The organism is Pseudomonas sp. F01002 (assembly GCF_004402115.1).
Classification (GTDB): domain Bacteria; phylum Pseudomonadota; class Gammaproteobacteria; order Pseudomonadales; family Pseudomonadaceae; genus Aquipseudomonas; species Aquipseudomonas frigoris.
Genome location: NZ_SOPU01000005.1, coordinates 1,693 through 19,749, shown reverse-complemented (window position 1 = coordinate 19,749; position 18,057 = coordinate 1,693). Strand labels below are relative to the sequence as shown.

The window sequence follows — 18,057 nt, the reverse complement described above, 5'->3', positions numbered from 1 at the left end:
GCTCCCACGGGGATCTTCGTTGTGGCTAGATCCAATGTGGGAGCGAGCTTGTCTCCGGGCGGCGATCCGACGATGGCTGTTCGGCCTGTTGGGCAAACCACTGCATGATCAGCGAGCAGGCTGGATGAGCGGCGGCGGAAGGTTGCAGGTTCAAGGCGTAAATGCCGCGGGTCTTCAAGGGGTGGCCGAACGGAACGACGAGCACGCCTCGATCGAGTGATTCGCCTGCCAGGGTCAGGTCAGTCATGGCGACCCCCAGCCCTCGCGCCGCCGCATCGAGCGCCAACTCGTCGAGGTTGAAGGGGATGTGGCGGTAGTCCTCAAGTGACTGGCCGCCATTGGCTTGCAGCCACCGAAACCAGTCATGCTTGTCCGCCGAGCGATGCAACAGCGGGAAACGCACGAGATCGGCCACCGATTCCAACGGCTGGGTCGTGCTACCCAGGCCTGGGGCGCACACCGGTACCAGTGCCTCCTCGAACAAGGTCAGGCAGTCAGGATCGCGGGAGGGCTCGGGCAGATAGAGGATGTAGGCGTCGCTGTCGATGGCCGGCTCCACCACTTCCGTGGCCACGGTTTCGATCGACAGCGAAACCTGCGGATGACTTCGATAAAACTCGCTCAACTTTGGCAGCAACCATCGAACCGCCAGCGACACATGCATGCGTATGCGGAAGGGTCGTTTTTGCGGTGTCAGCCGATCTTCAAGGGTTTTCAGTTGCGCCAGAATACTTCGGGCGGTCGCAAGCACCTGTTCGCCTTCCGGCGTCAGTCGAACACTGCGGCTATTCCGTACGAACATCGGCAAGTCGAAGTGGCTCTCCAACTGCTGGATTTTTCGGCTCACTGCGCTTTGGGTCAGGCACAGCTTTTGCGCCGCTTGCGTGAAGCTGCCCGAGCCTGCGACCTCGACCAGCGCCTGCAAGGCCTGGAGAGAAGGAACGTGGTGAATTTTATCCATGCGTTTTTTGAATGGCTCGATGATTTTATAACGTTGGTTGTATCACTACAGGCCTTATAGATTCTAGCTCTAGCCAGCGCCCGCCGGAAATACTCATGCGATGACGTCATGTGCGGTGCTTGCAGAACGACAGGCAGATGAGGTGATGCATGACCAATGTATGTGGCTGGATTGCGCAGGCGGGGAGTTCACCCGCTCGCGATGTTCTCAAAGGCACGCAAAAAGCCGACTGGCTGATTGTCGGTGCCGGTATCACCGGGCTGTGCGCCGCTCACACACTCGCTGAAATGCACCCTCAGGCGCGGATCGTGATTGTCGACAGACAACGGGCTGCACAGGGTGCCTCGGCGCGCAATTCGGGCTTCGTGGTGGGTCACGAACATCCGGCCAAGGATGAGCTGATCGGCAACCCGGGTTTTGCCGGTTTTGAAGTCGATACCTCGATTTCCCGTGCCGCCAGTGACGAAGTGCGCCGACGCATCGCTCGTCTGGGCATCGAATGTGAATTCAGGGAATCGGGCTACTTCTTCGCCGTCAACGATCCCGGCAAGTTGACCGATGTCGCGGCCAAACTGGCAACGCTAAGCGCTGTCGGTGCCTCTGCGCACTTTCTGGAAGGTGAACCGCTCAGCGAACAACTGGGCACCGCGCATTACCGGGCCGCGATCTGGTGCGGCAATGGCAACGCACTGCTGCAACCCGCGAAATACGTGAAGGGCCTGCTGGATACGCTGCCGGACACGGTGACCCTGTTTGAAAACACCGATATCACAGGCCTGGAGCGTTTGGGCAAAGGGCGTATTCGCGCCAATGGCACCGATGGAAGCATTGAGGCCAGGCAAGTCCTGGTGTGCCTGAACGCATTCATCCCGCGCTCTGGAATAGAAGACAGCGGGACGTTCCCGATGGAACTCAGCGCCAGCCTCACACGACCGCTCAGTGACGCCGAGTTCAAGTCCATCGGCGCGGTTGAGCCTTGGGGCGTGCTGTCCACCCGGCCCTTGGGCGCTACGGTGCGACTGACCCCGGACCGTCGCGTGATGATCCGCAACACGGCGGAATACCGTTCTCGGGATTTATCCGACAGTGAGCTGCTGCACCGTCGCAAACACCATGTGCTCGGCTTGCAACGACGCTTCCCGTTCTTGAACGAGCAGGACATTCAATACACCTGGACCGGACACTTGAGCGCTTCACGCACCGGGCAACCGTATTTCGCCAAGGTCGACGAAGGTGTGTTTGCGGTGGCTGGCTGCAATGGTTCGGGCGTTGCACGCGGCACCCTTTGGGGACGCTTGCTCGCCGAACTGGCATCGGGTGATAGCTCGCCCATCCTCGAATCGGTGATGCGCAGAGCCGCGCCGGGCTGGCTGCCACCGCGACCGTTGCTCGATATCGGTGCCATGCTTCGAATGCGCGTGGAGGCGGTCAGGGCCAAAACAGAAATCTAGAACACCCGGCGATCAAAGAATAAAAACTCATCAAACACACGGTGATTGAACATGCGCGTCAATAACATTTCCCTGATGGTCGTGCTGGCGACGTTGTCAGCAGCCACTTACGCTGACGAAGTCGTCAATATTTCAAACTGGAACGGCTACATTGCCGACGACACCTTGACCACGTTCACCAAGGAAACGGGGATCAAGGCAACGTACGACATTCACGACAGCAACGAAGTGCTGGAATCCAAGCTGATGACCGGCAACACCGGCTATGACGTGGTGAGCCCTTCGAACCATTTTCTGTCCCGATTGATCAAAGCCGGGGCGGTTCAGAAACTCGATAAAAGCCAGCTGCCCAACTGGAAAAACCTTGACCCGGCGTTGATGAAAAAACTCGAGGTCAATGACCCGGGCAACCAATACGGTTATCCGTACATGTGGGGCACGGCGGGTATTGGTTACAACGTCGAGAAGATCAAGGCGATCTTCGGCAACACCGATGTCACCCATTCCTGGAATCTGTTTTTTGATGAAAACAACATCAAAAAGCTGAGCCAGTGCGGCGTGGCGATTATCGATAACCCTACGCAGATCCTGCCGATCACCCTGAATTACCTGGGGCTGCCGCCCCATAGCCACGAGCCGGCGGATTACAAGAAAGCCGAGCAGGCGCTGCTCAAAATCAGACCTTACGTCCAGTATTTCCACGCCTCCAAATACATCAGCGACCTGGCGAACGGCAATGTTTGCGCGGTGATCGGTTTCAGTGGCGACATCGTGCAGGCGGCCGCGAGCGCCAAGGAAGCCAACAACGGCATCGACATCGCCTATTCGATCCCTGACGAAGGTTCCACTTTGTGGTTCGACATGGTGGTCATGCCCAAGAGCGCGCCGCACGAGAAGAATGGCTACGCCTACATGAACTACCTGCTGACACCTCAAGTCATTGCCAACATCAGCAACAGCATCCATTACGCCAACCCCAACCTTGCGGCGGATAAGTATGTTGTTCCGGCCGTGAAGCAGGATCTGGCGATTTACCCGCCGACACGTGTGTTGGACAAGTTGTTTACCGTCGAGGAACTCCCCGCCGCCATCGCACGGTTGACTACTCGTCTGTGGACCAAGTTGAAAACCAATACATAACAACATCGGCACGATCCCGCACTCAGGAGTGCAGACCTAACGTCAGTCAGTTAACCCGCAATGCAATCTACAAGGAAGTGCGTCGCAGCTGAAATTGCTTAACTGATTGGTATTAGGCTTACTCCAGAGATTCTTCGTTGCATGTCATCGCCCTAACCATGGCCTACGCTTATCCCGAGATGGATATTCACTGATCAGGGTTTGCTCCCTGATCGACGTTCAATGGGTGCCCATAAAAACAAAAAGTCTCGGGAGAAAACGCATGTTCGCTTTGTTTAGTCGATTCAGCCGCTACATGGCAGTAGGAATGACCGCTGCCGCGCTCGCGACACCGGCCTTTGCGCTGGACACCGTCAAGTTCATGGCCCCGGGTTCTGTGGGTGGCGGCTATGACCAGACCGCCAGGGTTCTGGGTAAAGCCTTGATCGAGTCCAACACGGCCAAATCCACCACCTTCGAGAACAAGGGCGGAGCAGGGGGGACGTTGGGGCTGGCGCAGTTTGCCAACAGCACCAAGGGCGATCCGAATGCGTTGCTGGTTGTCGGCGCGATCATGGTCACTGCCATTGAACAGAACAAACCGCAAATCACCTTGAAGGACGTAACGCCGATTGCCCGGCTGTTTACCGAATACAACGTGATCGCCGTCCGCAAGGAGTCTGAATTCAAAACCCTGGAGGACTTGCTGAAAGTCTTCAAAGACAAGCCGACCAGTATTTCCTGGGGCGGTGGCTCCAAGGGGTCGATCGATCACATCGGCATTGCCGAGTTGGCCGCGAAAATGGGTGTCCCGGTCAACAAGGTGAATTACGTCGCCTTCGCGGGTGGGGGTGAAGTCGTTGCTCAGGCATTGGGCGGGCAGATCAAGGTGATCACCGGTGGTTATGCCGAGCTTGGCCAATACATCAGAAACGGCCAGTTCCGTGTACTCGCCATCGGGGCGCCAGAACGCATTGAGGGCATCGATGCACCGACCCTAAAAGAGAAAGGCTACGACGTGACCATCGGCAATTGGCGGGGTGTTTACGGTGCCGCGAACCTCACACCGGAACAGCGCAAAGAAGTGACCGACGCCGTCGTGGCCGCCACCAACAGCAAAGTCTGGAAAGAAAATATCGACACCAACAAATGGTCACCCAACGTCCTGACCGGCGATGAGTTCGGCAAATTCGTCGACGAAGAGCATGTGCGGCTGCGTGCGATGCTGGTCGAGGTCGGGCTGGTTTCGAAATGACTCAGTCTCGCGCAATCGTGCCGGTGCAACTGGCGATCGGCGCCGGAGTGATTGCCATCAGCGCCGTGTTGGCGGTGGGCGCATTCCGGTTTCCGCCCGAGATGGGGTTCGTCATCCTGGGGGCCCATGTCTATCCGTACGCCGTCGCGGTGTTCCTGGGCGTCGTCGGTCTGTTGCTGTGTTATCAGGCCGTCACCGGTGGTTTCCGCGAGCTGGCAGACCACAGCGACGAAGCTGCCCAAGCGCTGCCCGGCGGCAAATCCGGCGCAGCCTGGGTGACGGCGGGACTTGTGGGGGTGGCCGTGCTGATTAACCTCATCGGCTTCGTATTGGCCGCCGGGCTGCTGTTTGCCTGTTCGGCGCGGGGGTTTGGCAGTCGCCGTCCGGTGCGTGACCTCGCCATCGGCATTGCCTTGACCCTGCCGATTTACTGGCTGTTCAACGCCGGGCTAGGGGTTTCCCTGCCGCCCCTTGTCAATGCCTGGATCTGACCCGGGCCGAAGGAGGTAAACAAGGTGGAAACTCTCGCGAACCTGGCCATTGGTTTTTCCGCAGCGCTGACACCGATCAATTTGATGTGGGGCTTTATCGGCTGTTTGCTCGGCACCGCCATTGGTGTATTGCCGGGTATTGGACCGGCGCTGACAGTGGCGCTGCTGCTGCCAATCACCGCCAAGGTCGATCCGACGGGCGCCTTGATCATGTTCGCCGGTATCTATTACGGCGCGCAGTTTGGCGGCTCGACCACCTCGATCCTGCTCAACACGCCCGGAGAATCGTCCTCCATGGTCACGGCCCTGGAAGGTAATCTCATGGCCCGCAACGGTCGGGCAGGGCCGGCCCTGGCAACGGCCGCGATAGGCTCATTTGTTGCCGGCACCATCGCGACGGTGTTGCTGACGTTGTTTGCCCCTGTTGTTGCCACGCTGGCGCTCAAGTTTGGTCCTGCCGAGTATTTCGCGATTCTGGTGTTGTCCTTCACGACGGTGTCTGCGGTACTCGGCGCTTCGATGCTGCGTGGTTTTGTCTCACTCGGGATTGGACTGACCATCGGCTTGATCGGCCTGGATTCGACCTCGGGCATTGCCCGCTACACCTTGGCGGTGCCGGAGTTGGTAGATGGCATCGAAGTTGTGCTCGTGGCGGTCGGGTTGTTTGCCGTGGGTGAGGCCTTGTACAGCCTGCTTTATCAAAAAGAAGAAGCGTCCGGCCGGCACCGTTTGACCTCGTTGTGGATGACGCGCGCTGACTGGAAACGCTCGGTCCCCGCCTGGCTACGAGGCACGTTGATCGGTTTTCCCTTCGGGTCGATTCCGGCAGGGGGCGCCGAAATTCCGACGTTCCTGTCCTATTCGGCGGAACGCAAATTGAGCAAGTACCCGAAAGAGTTTGCGGGCAGCAAGGGCGAGGGGGCGATCGAGGGGGTTGCCGGTCCCGAGGCGGCCAACAACGCGAGCGCGACGGGTTCTTTGGTGCCTCTGCTGACGCTCGGCATACCGACGTCCGCCACGGCGGCGATTCTGTTGGCCGCGTTCCAGAACTACAACCTGCAGCCGGGGCCGATGCTCTTCCAGACTTCAGGGGAACTGGTTTGGACCCTGGTGGCTTCGCTGTATGTCGGCAACGTGATCCTGTTGGTGTTGAATCTCCCGCTGGTGGGCCTCTGGGTCAAACTCCTGCAGATTCCCCGGCCGTACCTGAACGCCGGCATTCTGGTGTTTGCCACCATCGGCGTGTACGGCATGCGTCACTCTTCCTTCGATCTTTTGCTGATGTTGGCGATCGGTTGGGGCGGGGTCTTGATGCGCCGTTTCGATTTTCCCGTCGCACCGGTGATCGTCGGCATGCTGCTCGGGCCCATGGCTGAGAAGCAGCTGCGCAACGCCTTGTCCATCAGCGAGGGAGACTGGCTGGTGTTTGTCACGCAACCGATATCGGCCGCGTTCCTCGCGCTGACGCTGCTGGTGCTGGTGGTTCCACACCTGCTTCACGCCCGCGGTATCAAGTTGCATGAGGACGATTGAGCGCAGTGGCCAGCGCAGCCTGCCGGGATGGCAGGCTGCACGGGGTGCTTTGGTTAAACCAGATGGGTATTCGGCGTGAAGCGGTCTCGCCAACAGTCGTCGGGGGGACCGTTTTTGGCCTCACCATCACCCTCGTTTAGACAGTTTCCAGTCTGGCCGAATGAAATGGCAGGTGTAACCGTTGGGATAGTGTTCGAGGTAGTCCTGATGTTCCGGCTCTGCTTCCCAGAACGGGCCTGCGGGCACGATTTCAGTGACGACCTTGTCGGGCCACAAGCCAGATGCATCAGCGTCGGCCACGGTGTCCTCGGCCACCTGCTTCTGTTCATCGTTGAGATAGAAGAGAGCCGACCGGTAGCTCATACCCACATCGTTGCCCTGACGATTCGTCGTCGTCGGGTCGTGGATCTGGAAGAAAAACTCGAGGATCTGGCGATAGCTGATCTGGTCCGGATCGAACACGATCTCGATCGCTTCCGCGTGCGTGCCATGGTTGCGGTAAGTCGCATTGGGCACATCGCCGCCCGAGTAGCCTACCCGCGTGGATAGCACGCCGGGGTAGCGTCTCAGCAAATCCTGCATGCCCCAGAAGCAGCCACCGGCCAGGATGGCAGTTTCAGTTCGCGTCGTCATAGTACGGTCCCTCCCATCAGTGAATTTGGGATCAGGTATCAATGTACCTCAAGTAGTTTCGCCTTTTGGCCGAAAAAGCTCACTCAACTCTTGGCCAGCGATCCTCAATCTCATACCACGGCGCTTTCGATGCAACGCACACGTGTTTCTGTTTTTCACTCAGGAACGGCGTATCCAGCGTGCCTATCGCCACGGACATCCAATCCGAAAACTCACCTTTGGAATCAGTCCAGAACAGCGAAGCGCCGCAATCGCTACAGAACTGTCGGGCGACACCTTCGGACGAGTGATAGGTTTTCAGCGTCTCGACATCCGCAATGATCGTAATCGCCGACCTGGGTGCGCTCGCATACGTCGCGAAGGCTGCCCCGTGGCCCTTGCGACATTGGCTGCAATGGCAATGGGTAACCGCTTTCAGCTCGGTGGCCACTCGATATTTCACAGCGCCGCACAGGCAACTTCCTTGGTGGAGTCCATCCATGTTCATGTTTCTCAGGTGTCGGTCGCATCACTGTAGCGGTCTGGTGTGGAGTTTGGCGAGTTGGGTGAAACATCAGGCTCGCTGGCCTTTTCTACGAGTGGTCGCAGTTTGAATCGACAGACATTACCGCCGCGCACCATGCACTCCGTGTGATCGACTTCACCACCGCCTAACGCTCCGATCAAGGCCAGGTTTGCCCTCGCGCGGTATCAGAACTTGCCCGGTACGTCTTGCAGGCAAAAGAAGAGAGCAGGGGACACGCGTAGCCTGGCTAACAGGTGTCCCCTTGGTTACGCAAAAAATCAGAACTTGAACGCTTGTCGGCCTACCAGCAACCAGTGGCCTTTCTGTTTTTGCCAAATCTGGAAGTTCTCGATTTCGGTCGGAACCACTTCGGTGCCTTTGAGCGCTTGTGCCGAGAAGTGATGGCGAACCAAGGCCACGTCACCCGATACGGTGATGGTCTGGTTCTGCATCTCTAACGTTTTGAACGCGCTTTTGCCGGTTTCGATATCGTCGATGAATGCTTTCTTGTCCTGGATCTTCCCGCTGGAATGCCCGTAGGTCAGGTTCTCGGCGGTCAGCGCTTTCAGTTCGGCAATGTTCTTGTGCAACATGGCTTGCGTCAGATGATCGACGGCTTGCGCAACATCCTTGTCCGCGGAAGCGGGGGCGGCTGCTACATAGCCACTGAAGAGGCACAAGAATCCAATCAGCAGTTTCACTTTTTTCATGGGTGTTTCCTTGTTGTTGTGGGTCGTCGGAGCGAGAGTGAAAACGTCACTCGTCGGTCGTCGTACAACCTAGCATGCGACCAAGGAAAAAACGAACTTGCGTTGAGGGCCTGTCTCGAAGTTAAAGGTCGGGACGCTGTTCCAAAAAATGAAGGTGAAAACTCTTGGCCGGGACGACGCTGGGTTCGTTGTTTCACATCGGTTGTGCGGGCTGGAACCTGCCTCGTGAGCACTGGCCGATGTTTCCTGCCCACGGCACGCATTTGCAGCGGTATGCGTCGCAGCTGACAGCGGTAGAAATCAACAGCTCGTTTTATCGACCGCATCGCCCACAAACGTATTTACGCTGGGCGCAATCGGTACCGGTGCCGTTTCGGTTTTCGGTGAAGGTGCCCAAACTCATCACTCATGTGCAGCGATTGCAGGGTTGCGAGCAGCTGCTGGACGAGTTTCTTTCCCAGTGCACGGCGCTTGGCGATTCGTTGGGTTGTCTTCTGGTTCAGTTGCCGCCGTCGCTGTCTTACGACGAGGGCACCGCCACACAGTTCTTCCTGGCTTTGCGGCAGCGATATGCAGGGGCTTTGGTACTCGAGCCTCGGCATGAAACCTGGCTGAACGCAGACGCTTTATTGGTGGAGCAGAAAGTCGGGCGAGTCGCGGCTGATCCGTCGCCGATGCCAGGTGGTGGGACACCGGGTGGCTGGCCTGGCATTCAATACTGGCGACTGCATGGCTCGCCACGCATTTATCACAGTGACTATGAGCCGGATCGATTGCAGGCGTTGGCGCAGCAAATGCAAAAAGCGGCGCAGGCGGGGATCCCCACCTGGTGCATCTTCGATAACACCGCCAGCGGTTTTGCACTGGGCAATGCCCTGGCTTTGCAGGCGCACATCGACGAGTTCGGTATTGCTGGGGTTCCTGATCGCTCATGAAAAACCCAAAGACCACAACCGAAGCAAAGTCTTCAATTGCCGGGTGTAGTCGGCACGACTCGCCATTACAATGCAACATGTAGTAACTCATCATTTATAGGGATATTGGCTAGTGGATGACAACAGAAGGCCCATCAAGACGCGCTCTGCGGGCTGGGCAAAGCGCATCACCGACATTCTGGTGAAAAGAGACATTTCCCCCAATCAGATCTCCGTCGCCAGCATCGCCTTCGCGTTTGCCGGCGTCGTGGCGCTCAATATTGATAGCGGTGTCATTGGATCGATCTGCTGCGCGATCGGCATTCAGTTGCGCCTGCTGTGCAACCTCTTCGATGGGATGGTGGCGATAGAGGGTGGCAAGAAGTCCGACATCGGCAGTCTCTACAACGAATTCCCGGACCGGATTGCCGACAGCCTCCTGATCGTGGGGTTGGGATATGCCATTGGGCAATCCGACCTCGGATGGTTCGCTGCCCTGGCCGCTGCACTGACGGCTTATGTCAGGGTGTTTGGCGGCTCGATTGGCCTCAAGCAGACCTTCATCGGCCCTATGGCCAAGCAGCATCGAATGGCCGTGATGACCGCAGGACTGCTGCTGAATGCCATCGAAGCAAACGTTTATGGCACTCACTACATACTGTTGATCGCGCTGGCTGTCATCGCCATTGGCTCAGTCGCAACCTGCGTCACACGAACGCTGGCGATCGCCAGGCAGCTGAAGGGGACCGACCATGTGGATCAGTAATGCGCTGATTTCTGTTCTTCGACTGCTGATTGGCGTCACGGCCAGGTGGGAGAGCCCGCCGGATCTCACGCGTCAGCGAATCTATTTCGCCAATCACACCAGTCACATGGACACCTTGGCCATCATTGCGGCCCTGCCGCCCAAGGCCAGGTTGAATGTGAAGCCGATCGCCGCTGCCGATTACTGGGGAAAGAACCGGTTTCTGTCGTACATCTCCCAGAAAGGCCTGAATGCCGTGCTGATTGACCGTAAACCGGCGCCCGGTAAAAACGCGCTGGAGCCCATTTTCGATGTGGTGCAGGCGGGGCATTCGATCATCTTCTTTCCGGAAGGCACTCGCTCATCCGAGGCACTGCCCGGGGAATTCAAATCAGGTCTTTTCCGGCTGGCCGAGACCTTCCCCGATGTCGACCTGGTGCCGATCTACCTGGAAAACCTTCATCGCTCCATGCCCAAAGGCAAACACGTCCCTCTGCCGATCATCTGCACGATCCGTATCGGCAATCCGATGGAAAGGATTGCTGGCGAGGATAAACAGGTGTTTCTGGAACGCGCGCGTAACGCCATTGTGGGGCTGTCGAAATGAGTCTTGAAGCAAAGTTTTTGTGGTTCTTTTTTGGATTGGCCTGCTTGCTGGCGATTGCTTCGCTGGCCGGTCGATTGCTGGCCCGGCGGGCCAAAACGGAAGGCGCTGTCTCGACCATCGAAAACCTCAATCAGCGCGTGAATGCCTGGTGGGGGATGGTCATCATCTTCTTCGCTTCCTACCTGCTTGGCGGCAATGCAACGGTCGTCCTGTTCGGATTCATCTCACTGTTCGCGCTCAGGGAGTTCATCACCCTGACACCGACCAGACGGGGTGACCATAACGCCCTGTTTTCGGCGTTTTTCATCCTGATCCCGCTGCAATACATTCTGATCGGTACTCACTGGTATTCGATGTTCACGCTGCTGATTCCGGTGTATTCATTCCTGCTGCTACCGGCGATTGCGGTGCTGAGTCAGGACACTGACGGCTTCCTGGAAAGGACGGCAAAAATCCAGTGGGGCGTGATGATCTGCATTTATTGCATCAGCCATGCGCCCGCGCTTTTGCTTTTGGATCTGGAAGGATTCACGGGCCAAAACGCGCTGCTGCTGTTCTATCTGGTGTTCGTCGTTCAGTTGAGTGACGTGTTGCAGTACGTGTTCGGCAAGCTCTTCGGCAAACACAAGGTCGCGCCGCTGGTGAGTCCGTCAAAAACGGTGGAAGGACTGGTCGGTGGCGGCTTGTCTGCAACGCTGATTGGCGGCTGCATGTTCTGGATGACTCCCTTCAGCTTCTGGCAATCGCTGATGATGTCGTTCGTCATCGTGGTGATGGGCTTCCTCGGTGGTCTGGTCATGTCGGCGATCAAACGCAGTTTGAGTGCCAAGGACTGGGGAACCATGATCAAAGGTCACGGCGGCATGCTCGACCGGATGGACTCGATTTGCTTCGCAGCACCAATCTTCTTTCACCTGACGCGATACTTCTTCTCTGCAGCCTGATTCAGGCGCCCTCAAAACCGAAAAAACATACCGCATGTCGTAAAGACATGCGCGTATGGATATCCGCTTCAATAACCACTCGTGCCAGTCGATAACCTTTTCAGCAAACCAATCCGCAGTTGGCTTTACGCCACTGACAAACGTGCTGAGAGAGGATCCACAGAGTGTCCATAAAATTACGTTTGATTCTGCTGATTGGCACCTGGGCAGTTTCAGTAGCGTATTCAGCCAGCTGGAAGATCAGATGGCCGCCCTCAGCGAACTGATCGAAACCAATACCCAACAGACCAGTGTCGGCACTCAGAAAGTCATCAGTAACGCCAATTTCACCCTCGGCGGCGTCCTCATCGCCAGCCTGTTATTGCTGCTGGCCTTGGGGCGCGGGGTGATGCTGAGCATCATGGGGCCGTTGCAAACCGCCAGCCGCATCGCCGACAGCATCGCCCATGGCAACTTGAGCGAGCCGATTGTCGAGCCCACACACAACGACGAAGCGAGCGCGCTGATTCGCAGCCTCGCGACCATGCAGCGCGACCTGCGCGCCATGATCGAAGTCGTGCGCAGCAACGCCCACGGCGTGAGCGGCATGAGTGAGCAATTGAGCAGTGGCTGCCACGAAGTGGCCGGTAGCAGCCAGCAACAAAGCGTAGCCGCCAGCACCATGGCGGCGGCTGCCAGCGAAATGACCGCGAGCATCGAGGAAATCACCCGGCATGCCGAGCGCGCATTGAACATGGCCAATCAGGCCGAGGCACTGGCCAAGGATGGCGGTCGTGTGATCCATCAGGTGGTCAACGACATGGACGGTATTGCGCGTTCGGCGCAGCAATCGGCCCAGGTGATCCGCACGCTGGACAAGGAGTCCGAAGGGATTTTCAGCATCATTCAGGTGATCAAGGGCATCGCCGATCAAACCAACCTGCTGGCGCTTAACGCCGCGATCGAAGCCGCTCGTGCCGGTGAGCAAGGGCGTGGGTTTGCCGTGGTGGCCGACGAAGTGCGAAGCCTGGCGGGACGCACCAGCGCCTCCACCCAGGAAATTGCCACGATGGTGTCACGCATCCAGCAAAGCACCCGCGAGGCAGTGACCAGCATGGAGGCGGGTGTGGCGCAGGTCGACAAAGGCATGGCCGTGACCGCCGACGTCGAGCGCGCCATCCGCGAAATCCTCGACGCCACGCTGAACACCACGCAACTGGTCAACGACATCACCCGCACCATCGGTGAGCAGAGCCTGGCCAGCAACGAAATCGCCCATCAGGTCGAAATGATTGCCGGCATGTCCGAAGGCAACAGCAAGATCATCGGCCGGACCGCCTCGACCACCGATGAGTTGTCCACCCTGGCGGGCAAGCTGTCGCAGTCGGTGGATCGGTTTCGGCTTTGATGCGGGGCTAAAAGATCGCAGCCTTCGGCAGCTCGGGATTCGCGTACATCCGAGACGTACGCGATCGATGTAGGAGCTGGCGCAGCCTGCGATCTTTTGATCTAGAGGTATTTATCCGTCACCGCGCCTTCCGAGGCGCTGGACACGGTCTTCGCGTACTTGGCCAACACACCGCGTTTGTACTTGGATTCCGGGCGCACCCAGCGGGTTTTGCGCTCGGCCAGTTCGGCATCGGAAACATCGACCGAAATCTGCCGTGTTTCGGCGTCGATGGTGATTTTGTCGCCGTCTTCAATCAGCGCGATCGGCCCGCCATCAAAGGCTTCGGGCGTGATATGGCCCACCACAAACCCGTGTGAACCGCCGGAGAAGCGGCCGTCGGTGATGAGGGCAACGTCCTTGCCCAGCCCTTTGCCCATCACCGCCGAAGTCGGCGAGAGCATTTCGCGCATGCCGGGGCCACCTTTTGGGCCTTCGTAACGGATCACGATCACATCGCCGGCCTTGACTTCGCCGTTGAGGATGCCGGCCAGCGCACCTTCCTCGCCGTGATACACACGAGCTGTGCCTTCAAAGCGCAAGCCTTCCTTGCCGGTGATCTTGGCCACGGCGCCGGTGGGCGAAAGGTTGCCGCGCAACACCACCAAATGGGAGTCTTTTTTGATCGGTTGGTCGAAGGGCAGGATCACGTCCTGTCCCTCGGGATAGTCGGGCACGTTTTCCAGGTTTTCGGCCAGGGTTTTGCCGGTGACCGTCAGCGCATCGCCATGCAGCATGCCGGCGGCGAGCATGCGCTTCATCAGCGGCTGAATGCCGCCGATGGCCACCAGTTCACTCATCATGTATTGACCGCTGGGGCGCAGGTCGGCCACCACCGGGGACACCTTGCCCAGCTCGACGAAATCATCCAGCGTCAGCTCGACATCCACGGCATGCGCCATGGCCAGAAGATGCAGCACGGCATTGGTCGAGCCGGCGAGGGCGATCACCACCCGGATCGCATTTTCAAAGGCCTTGCGGGTCATGATGTCGCGCGGTTTGAGGTCTAACTTGAGCAGCTCCATGACCTGCTGACCGGCGCGGAAACTGTCCGACGCCTTGTCGCTGCCGACGGCGTCCTGAGAGCTGGAACCGGGCAGGCTCATGCCCAACGCCTCAATCGCCGAAGCCATGGTGTTGGCGGTGTACATGCCGCCGCAGGAACCAGGGCCTGGAATCGCCACTTCCTCGATTTGCTTGACCTGAATCTCGCTGATATCCCCCCGCGCGTGCTGACCCACAGCCTCGAACACGGAGATGATATCGGTGTGGCCGGCGCCCGGCCGGATGGTGCCGCCATAGACGAAGATGGAAGGGCGATTCAGCCGCGCCATGCCGATCAGGCAGCCCGGCATATTCTTGTCACAACCGCCCACGGTCACCAGGCCGTCAAAGCCTTCGCAGCCGGCCACCACTTCAATGGAATCGGCGATCACTTCCCGCGACACCAGCGAATACTTCATGCCTTCGGTGCCGTTGGCGATGCCGTCGGAAATTGTGATCGTGTTGAAAATGACGCCCTTGGCGCCAGCGGCATTCGCGCCTTTTTCGGCTTCAATCGCCAGCTTGTCGATGTGCATGTTGCAGGGCGTCACCATCGCCCAGGTGGAGGCGATGCCGATCTGCGGTTTCTTGAAGTCCTCGTCCGTGAAACCCACTGCGCGCAGCATGGATCGTCCCGGCGCGCGTTCCACGCCGTCGACCACTTGGGAGGAATATTTGCGCAAATCGGTTTTGTCGCTCATGACTGCTCCTCGCAGGCTCGTCGAGAAAATCACGATGAGTATAGTGGGCTCAGCGCTCGTGCCCGGACTATCAAGTCGGGAACAGACGCGCGGGTTTGCCCGGTCGTGATATTCTTCGCCCCAACTTGCTTTGACCTATTCAGTTTGCGCGTTCTCGAGACGCGCCAACAGAATCACTGTCGCTCAAGTAGCTGAAGCCAATAACGATAAAAAGTCAGTTCAGTAGGGACATATAAACTGAGGTCGATGCATAAGTCGGCCTTGTGTGCCCACCCTCCAATCCTGATCAGTGCGCAACCCACAGCATGCTGCCTGCATGCCGTGAACCAGGGGGCCTCATGCATGAGGATGGAAGGGCGGATGGCGTTTTATCATAGGTGCTACACATGTTTAAAAAAATGAACACGGCCCTGCTGGGGCTGGCTTTGTCGATGGGGATCGCGTCCGCGCATGCGGAAGAGGCAAAGAAAGTCGATGTGCTGCTCATCGGCGGCGGCATCATGAGCGCGACCCTCGGTGTTTGGCTCAATGAGCTGGAACCGGGTATGTCGATGGAAATGGTCGAGCGCCTCGACGGCGTCGCCCTGGAAAGCTCCAATGGCTGGAACAACGCCGGTACCGGTCACTCCGCCCTGGCCGAGTTGAACTACACCCCGGAAGACGATAAAGGCAACGTTCAGATCCCGAAAGCCGTTGAAATCAACGAAGCCTTCCAGATCTCCCGTCAGTTCTGGGCCTGGCAGGTTCAGCAAGGCGTGCTGAAGAACCCGCGTTCGTTCATCAACTCCACGCCACACATGAGCTTTGTGTGGGGCGATGACAACATCAAGTTCCTGAAAAAGCGCTACGAAGCCCTGCAAGCGAGCCCGCTGTTCGCCGGTATGCAGTACTCCGAAGACCCGGCTGTGATCAAGAAGTGGGTTCCGCTGATGATGGAAGGGCGTGACCCGACCCAAAAAGTCGCGGCCACCTGGAGCCCGATCGGTACCGACATGAACTTTGGCGAGATCACCCGCCAATTCGTCGCGCACCTGCAAACCACGCCGAAGTTCGACTTGAAGCTGTCTAGCGAAGTGCAAGACATCACCAAGAACGCAGACGGCAGCTGGCGCGTCAGCTACAAAAACCTGAAAGACGGCACCAAAACCGAAACAGACGCCAAGTTCGTCTTCATCGGCGCGGGCGGCGGTGCACTGCACCTGCTGCAGAAGTCCGGCATTCCTGAGGCCAAGGAATACGCAGGCTTCCCGGTAGGCGGCTCGTTCCTCGTGACCGAAAACCCGACCATCGCCGAGCAGCACCTGGCCAAGGCCTACGGCAAAGCCTCCGTTGGCGCACCGCCAATGTCGGTTCCGCACCTGGACACCCGTGTCCTGGACGGCAAGCGCGTCATCCTGTTTGGCCCATTCGCGACCTTCAGCACCAAGTTCCTGAAAGAAGGCTCGTACCTGGACCTGCTGACCACTACTACCACGCACAACGTGTGGCCAATGACCAAAGTCGGCATCAAGGAATACCCGCTGGTCGAGTACCTGGCTGGCCAACTGATGCTGTCTGACGAAGACCGCCTCAACGCCCTGAAAGAATACTTCCCGAACGCCAAAGCCGAAGATTGGCGCCTGTGGCAAGCCGGCCAGCGCGTGCAAATCATCAAGCGTGATGAAGCCGCCGGTGGCGTGCTGAAGTTGGGTACTGAGATTGTTGCTTCGCAAGACGGCACCATTGCTGGTCTGCTTGGCGCATCGCCGGGCGCTTCGACTGCTGCACCGATCATGCTGACCGTGCTGCAGAAGGTGTTCAAGGACAAGGTTGCTTCGCCAGCCTGGCAGGAAAAGCTGCACCAGATCGTGCCGAGTTATGGCACTCAGTTGAATGGCAGCCCTGAGAAAGTGGCTGAGGAGTGGGCTTACACCGCCAAGGTGTTGCAGCTCACTCCGCCGCCGGCGATTGGTCAGATGGTGGCTCCGGCTGCTGCTCCGGCTGCTCCGGCTAAGGCGCCAAAAGCTAATGCTGCGACTGATATGGCTCTGTAACTAGAGGCCTGATCAAAAGCCCACTGGATCGGTGACGGTCAGTGGGCTTTTTTGTGTCCGCAATTCGATCTTGCAGATTACGAAATGCTAAGGCTGACGAGTTTTTGTGGCGAGGGGGCTTGCCCCCGTTGGGCTGCGAAGCAGCCCCAGAAAGGTAAACGATCATTCAACGTCGTATATCAATTTCAAGCTATTTATCCATTCATTCGGCGCGTCGAACCTTGCGTAATAAATTTCCCTTTCTGCTCCGCTTAAATCAATAAAGAACGGCCAGAAGTAGTTGTCGTTGTAGTAACCCTGAGCGCCTTGCATATCACCTCCTCACCACAAAGGGTTGTACCCCTCAAACGCTATCCAGGGTGGCGGAACGGCCAATTTCTCAAGCTGAATGATGTTCAGGAATTCGACGCTGTTCGTAACCATCCGGATCGTTGTTGAGTTAAATTCTCCGTCGGATCTGAAATAGACCAGGTGGTTGTTTTCTCGGATATCTGAGTAACGTTTTACGGGAAGGTCGTTGAATGGCTTTTCAGACTTTAACCTGAAATTCGATTCGACGAGTGCCGAAAAGTTATGAGCGTCTTCATTGCCGATTAAGAAAGCAGAGTAATAGGCCGAGATACCGATATCGTCCAAAGATACCCCTTGCGGATAGTCGGTCAGAGACCGAGGGAGGCGTGATAGAGGCTCAGCAAAAACCGACTTCAACTCTGGTATGGAGTAGCCGGCAACTTGCTCTGCCTGGCCACGTCTTACGAAAGTTTTTATTCGACTGAAAATACTCATTCCCTATCCTCGATTCTTGAGATTACCCTCGCAATGGATATCGCAGTTGATCGATGGCGGGCCGACGATCATCGTCGAGAACGGCAAGGTGCTGCAATAACGCCTGCGCCTCGCGCGATTGATCGAGGCCGACATCATGGAGGCCGCACGCTCGAGTCAGGGCATCGAGACCCTTGATCAGATCAAGTTCGCGATCCTG

Annotated in this window: 17 protein-coding genes and 3 pseudogenes; 12 read left to right on the top strand and 8 right to left on the bottom strand. The window is 57.8% G+C overall.

The window, feature by feature from the left end; all coding sequences use genetic code 11:
• Positions 1-25 precede the first annotated feature (25 nt).
• Positions 26-961 (bottom strand): LysR substrate-binding domain-containing protein, encoded by a 936-nt coding sequence (locus tag E3W21_RS03910; RefSeq protein WP_134418521.1) that lies wholly within the window; start codon positions 959-961, stop codon positions 26-28.
• A gap of 149 nt (positions 962-1,110) precedes the next feature.
• Between E3W21_RS03910 and E3W21_RS03905 the strand changes: the two genes are divergently transcribed.
• From E3W21_RS03905 to E3W21_RS03885, 5 genes are all read left to right on the top strand, one after another.
• Positions 1,111-2,412: an FAD-binding oxidoreductase gene (locus E3W21_RS03905; protein ID WP_134418520.1), complete on the top strand. Its 1,302-nt coding sequence runs from the start codon at positions 1,111-1,113 to the stop codon at positions 2,410-2,412.
• A gap of 51 nt (positions 2,413-2,463) precedes the next feature.
• Positions 2,464-3,552 (top strand): polyamine ABC transporter substrate-binding protein, encoded by a 1,089-nt coding sequence (locus E3W21_RS03900; protein WP_134418519.1) that lies wholly within the window; start codon positions 2,464-2,466, stop codon positions 3,550-3,552.
• Positions 3,553-3,814: 262 nt separating this feature from the next.
• Positions 3,815-4,786 carry a tripartite tricarboxylate transporter substrate binding protein gene (locus E3W21_RS03895; protein WP_134418518.1) on the top strand — a complete coding sequence of 324 codons (972 nt, stop codon included), beginning with the start codon at positions 3,815-3,817 and terminating at the stop codon, positions 4,784-4,786.
• Complete coding sequence (locus tag E3W21_RS03890) at positions 4,783-5,277, top strand: tripartite tricarboxylate transporter TctB family protein (RefSeq protein WP_129436653.1); 495 nt, start codon at positions 4,783-4,785, stop codon at positions 5,275-5,277. The genes E3W21_RS03895 and E3W21_RS03890 overlap by 4 nt, the downstream gene beginning before the upstream one ends.
• A gap of 24 nt (positions 5,278-5,301) precedes the next feature.
• A complete protein-coding gene (locus E3W21_RS03885) occupies positions 5,302-6,810 on the top strand; it encodes a tripartite tricarboxylate transporter permease (protein ID WP_129436652.1) in 1,509 nt (502 codons plus the stop codon).
• A 126-nt stretch (positions 6,811-6,936) separates the two neighbouring features.
• Here E3W21_RS03885 and msrA read toward each other — a convergent pair whose 3' ends face one another.
• The 4 genes and pseudogenes from msrA to E3W21_RS03865 all read right to left on the bottom strand — a co-directional run bounded on the left by msrA (position 6,937) and on the right by E3W21_RS03865 (position 8,658).
• Complete coding sequence (gene msrA / locus E3W21_RS03880; protein WP_134418517.1) at positions 6,937-7,443, bottom strand: peptide-methionine (S)-S-oxide reductase MsrA; 507 nt, start codon at positions 7,441-7,443, stop codon at positions 6,937-6,939.
• 79 nt (positions 7,444-7,522) lie between these two features.
• A complete protein-coding gene (locus E3W21_RS03875) occupies positions 7,523-7,924 on the bottom strand; it encodes a GFA family protein (protein ID WP_134418516.1) in 402 nt (133 codons plus the stop codon).
• An 11-nt stretch (positions 7,925-7,935) separates the two neighbouring features.
• Positions 7,936-8,118, bottom strand: a pseudogene (locus tag E3W21_RS31615) (hypothetical protein); the annotation flags it as partial.
• A gap of 108 nt (positions 8,119-8,226) precedes the next feature.
• Positions 8,227-8,658, bottom strand: a complete 432-nt coding sequence (locus E3W21_RS03865) for a nuclear transport factor 2 family protein (RefSeq protein ID WP_134418515.1) — start codon at positions 8,656-8,658, stop codon at positions 8,227-8,229.
• Positions 8,659-8,897: 239 nt separating this feature from the next.
• Here E3W21_RS03865 and E3W21_RS03860 point away from each other — a divergent pair, with 239 nt between their 5' ends.
• From E3W21_RS03860 to E3W21_RS03840, 5 genes and pseudogenes are all read left to right on the top strand, one after another.
• On the top strand, positions 8,898-9,593 hold the full coding sequence (locus E3W21_RS03860) for a DUF72 domain-containing protein (protein ID WP_134418624.1): 696 nt from the start codon (positions 8,898-8,900) through the stop codon (positions 9,591-9,593).
• Between the two features lie 112 nt (positions 9,594-9,705).
• Positions 9,706-10,338, top strand: a complete 633-nt coding sequence (locus E3W21_RS03855; RefSeq protein ID WP_129436650.1) for a CDP-alcohol phosphatidyltransferase family protein — start codon at positions 9,706-9,708, stop codon at positions 10,336-10,338.
• Positions 10,325-10,924, top strand: coding sequence for a 1-acyl-sn-glycerol-3-phosphate acyltransferase (locus E3W21_RS03850; RefSeq protein ID WP_129436649.1), 600 nt, complete (start codon positions 10,325-10,327; stop codon positions 10,922-10,924). The genes E3W21_RS03855 and E3W21_RS03850 overlap by 14 nt, the downstream gene beginning before the upstream one ends.
• Positions 10,921-11,868: a phosphatidate cytidylyltransferase gene (locus tag E3W21_RS03845; RefSeq protein WP_134418514.1), complete on the top strand. Its 948-nt coding sequence runs from the start codon at positions 10,921-10,923 to the stop codon at positions 11,866-11,868. The genes E3W21_RS03850 and E3W21_RS03845 overlap by 4 nt, the downstream gene beginning before the upstream one ends.
• A 217-nt stretch (positions 11,869-12,085) precedes the next feature.
• Positions 12,086-13,255 (top strand): annotated as a pseudogene (locus E3W21_RS03840) (methyl-accepting chemotaxis protein); the annotation flags it as partial.
• Between the two features lie 101 nt (positions 13,256-13,356).
• On the opposite strand, the gene ilvD reads toward E3W21_RS03840, so the two are convergent.
• Positions 13,357-15,039, bottom strand: a complete 1,683-nt coding sequence (gene ilvD, locus E3W21_RS03835) for a dihydroxy-acid dehydratase (RefSeq protein WP_134418513.1) — start codon at positions 15,037-15,039, stop codon at positions 13,357-13,359.
• Between the two features lie 386 nt (positions 15,040-15,425).
• On the opposite strand from ilvD, the gene mqo reads away from it, so the two are divergent.
• Entirely contained in the window at positions 15,426-17,072 is a 1,647-nt protein-coding gene (gene mqo, locus E3W21_RS03830) for a malate dehydrogenase (quinone) (RefSeq protein ID WP_134418512.1), read from the top strand.
• 162 nt (positions 17,073-17,234) lie between these two features.
• On the opposite strand, the gene E3W21_RS31610 is transcribed toward mqo, so the two are convergent.
• A complete protein-coding gene (locus tag E3W21_RS31610) occupies positions 17,235-17,384 on the bottom strand; it encodes a hypothetical protein (protein WP_256661498.1) in 150 nt (49 codons plus the stop codon).
• Positions 17,385-17,393: 9 nt separating this feature from the next.
• Positions 17,394-17,858, bottom strand: coding sequence for a hypothetical protein (locus E3W21_RS03825; RefSeq protein ID WP_256661497.1), 465 nt, complete (start codon positions 17,856-17,858; stop codon positions 17,394-17,396).
• 28 nt (positions 17,859-17,886) lie between these two features.
• On the opposite strand from E3W21_RS03825, the pseudogene E3W21_RS31605 reads away from it, so the two are divergent.
• Positions 17,887-18,057: pseudogene (locus E3W21_RS31605) on the top strand (YetF domain-containing protein); the annotation flags it as partial.